This is a genomic window from Bariatricus sp. SGI.019 (assembly GCF_050315235.1).
In the GTDB taxonomy this organism is placed as follows: domain Bacteria; phylum Bacillota; class Clostridia; order Lachnospirales; family Lachnospiraceae; genus JAFBIX01.
The window spans coordinates 1-688 of sequence record NZ_JBNPOQ010000054.1 but is presented as its reverse complement, the minus strand read 5'-3'; the positions used below and the strand labels follow the sequence as shown (position 1 = coordinate 688).

At 40.4% G+C, this 688-nt stretch carries 1 protein-coding gene; it reads left to right on the top strand.

The features are described from left to right. Positions 1 to 688: IS1634 family transposase (locus ACQRD1_RS14580; protein ID WP_427787950.1), on the top strand; the 688-nt coding region annotated here is incomplete at both ends.

The following is a 688-nucleotide window of genomic DNA, read 5'->3' as shown; positions in this document are numbered from 1 at the left end:
GTCGATCAATTAAATGAGGAGAAAAGAGCAAAACAAGCTCCTATCAACTTCACTTTCTATGATTCTGACCGCTTGTGCGTCGGTGACAGCTTACGAAAAAACTTTGGTTACGCTGCTCTTAGTAAGATTTATCATGAACTTGAAATTGATAAGTTCCTCATTCACCGTCAACGCTATACCAAGGAAAAATACGATGCCAACACGATCATGAAGATGCTGGTTTATTCCAGAATCCTTGCTCCTGCTTCAAAAAAAGCTTCTTTTGACAACCGTGAATGGTTCTTCGAAAAAAGTAATTACTCCCTTGATGACGTTTACAGATGCTTGGATTTCTTTCACAAACACAAGGAAAGCCTTCAAGTGTGGATGAACGACAGAATCAAGAAAAACTATGGAAGAGATACCAGCCTTATCTACTATGATGTGACGAATTATTACTTTGAAACAGATAACCAGACTGACTTCCTTCGTAAAGGAGTATGCAAGGAGCATCGTCCAAATCCAATCGTACAGATGGGACTTTTCATGGATAACAATGCACTCCCGATTACTTACGAACTTTTTCCAGGAAACACGAACGACTGTCTCACTTATCGTCCGAACTTTGGACGAATCAAAAAGCAGTTCGACCTTGGACGTGTCATCACAGTTGCCGATAAAGCCATGACAACAGGTGATAACATCTGGT